The sequence below is a fragment of the Rhodococcus sp. DT1 genome, from assembly GCF_049844875.1.
Taxonomy (GTDB): domain Bacteria; phylum Actinomycetota; class Actinomycetes; order Mycobacteriales; family Mycobacteriaceae; genus Rhodococcus.
Genome location: NZ_JBNCLW010000012.1, coordinates 1,850 through 3,500, shown reverse-complemented (window position 1 = coordinate 3,500; position 1,651 = coordinate 1,850). Strand labels below are relative to the sequence as shown.

1 rRNA gene (only partly in view) is annotated in these 1,651 nt (G+C 55.1%); it reads right to left on the bottom strand.

What is annotated here, in order from left to right:
* Nucleotides 1-1,594: ribosomal RNA gene (locus tag ACLQ3J_RS20905) — 23S ribosomal RNA — on the bottom strand; it reaches 1,639 nt to the left of the window's first position.
* Nucleotides 1,595-1,651 lie beyond the last annotated feature (57 nt).

Sequence of the window (1,651 nt, the reverse complement as noted above, 5' to 3'; positions counted from 1 at the left end):
AAGGAACCTTCTGGACGGTTAGTACCGATGATTCATCATGGGCGCGTTCACACGGGTACGGGAATATCAACCCGTTGTCCATCGACTACGCCTGTCGGCCTCGCCTTAGGTCCCGACTCACCCTGGGCGGATTAACCTGGCCCAGGAACCCTTGGTCATTCGGCGGACGAGTTTCTCACTCGTCTTTCGCTACTCATGCCTGCATTCTCACTCGCATGGCCTCCACACCTAGGTCACCCCGATGCTTCCATGGCCACACGACGCTCCCCTACCCATCCACACCACTGCACACACTTCCGTAGAAACATGCGGGTGTTATGTGAATGCCGCGGCTTCGGCGGTGTACTTGAGCCCCGCTACATTGTCGGCGCAGAACCACTTGACCAGTGAGCTATTACGCACTCTTTCAAGGGTGGCTGCTTCTAAGCCAACCTCCTGGTTGTCTCAGCGATCCCACATCCTTTTCCACTTAGTACACGCTTAGGGGCCTTAGCCGGCGATCTGGGCTGTTTCCCTCTCGACTACGAAGCTTATCCCCCGCAGTCTCACTGCCGCGCTCTCACTCACCGGCATTCGGAGTTTGGCTGATTTCGGTAAGCTTGTGGGCCCCCTAGACCATCCAGTAGCTCTACCTCCGGTGAGAAACACGCGACGCTGCACCTAAATGCATTTCGGGGAGAACCAGCTATCACGGAGTTTGATTGGCCTTTCACCCCTACCCACAACTCATCCCCTCAGTTTTCAACCTAAGTGGGTTCGGGCCTCCACGACGTCTTACCGTCGCTTCACCCTGGCCATGGGTAGATCACTCCGCTTCGGGTCTAGAACATGCCACTGCAACGCCCTATTCGGACTCGCTTTCGCTACGGCTACCCCACACGGGTTAACCTCGCGACATGCCGCTAACTCGCAGGCTCATTCTTCAAAAGGCACGCCATCACCCACCATGAACTAAATCATGCACAGGCTCTGACGGATTGTAAGCGCACGGTTTCAGGTACTATTTCACTCCCCTCCCGGGGTACTTTTCATCTTTCCCTCACGGTACTTGTCCGCTATCGGTCACCAGGGAGTATTCAGGCTTATCGGGTGGTCCCGACAGATTCACACCAGATTTCACGGGCCCGGTGCTACTTGGGTATTCACATCAACAGTCACCATGTTTTCGTCTACGGGACTCTCACCCTCTACGACAGGCCGTTCCAGACCACTTCGACTAACACGATGATTTCTTACTGTTGGCCGGCTCAGCAGCGCCGACACAATGAACCCCACAACCCCGCATACACAACCCCTGCCAGGTATCACATGTACACGGTTTAGCCTCTTCCGCTTTCGCTCGCCACTACTCACGGAATCACATGTTGTTTTCTCTTCCTGTGGGTACTGAGATGTTTCACTTCCCCACGTTCCCTCCACACACCCTATATATTCAGATGCGGGTAACACGACATCACTCGTGCTGGGTTTCCCCATTCGGAAATCCTCGGATCACAGCTCGGTTGACAGCTCCCCGAGGCATATCGCAGCCTCCCACGTCCTTCATCGGCTCCTGGTGCCAAGACATCCACCGTACGCTCATAAACACTTACTAACAAAGATGCTCGCGTCCACTGTGCAGTTCTCAAACAACACACAACAACCCCTACCG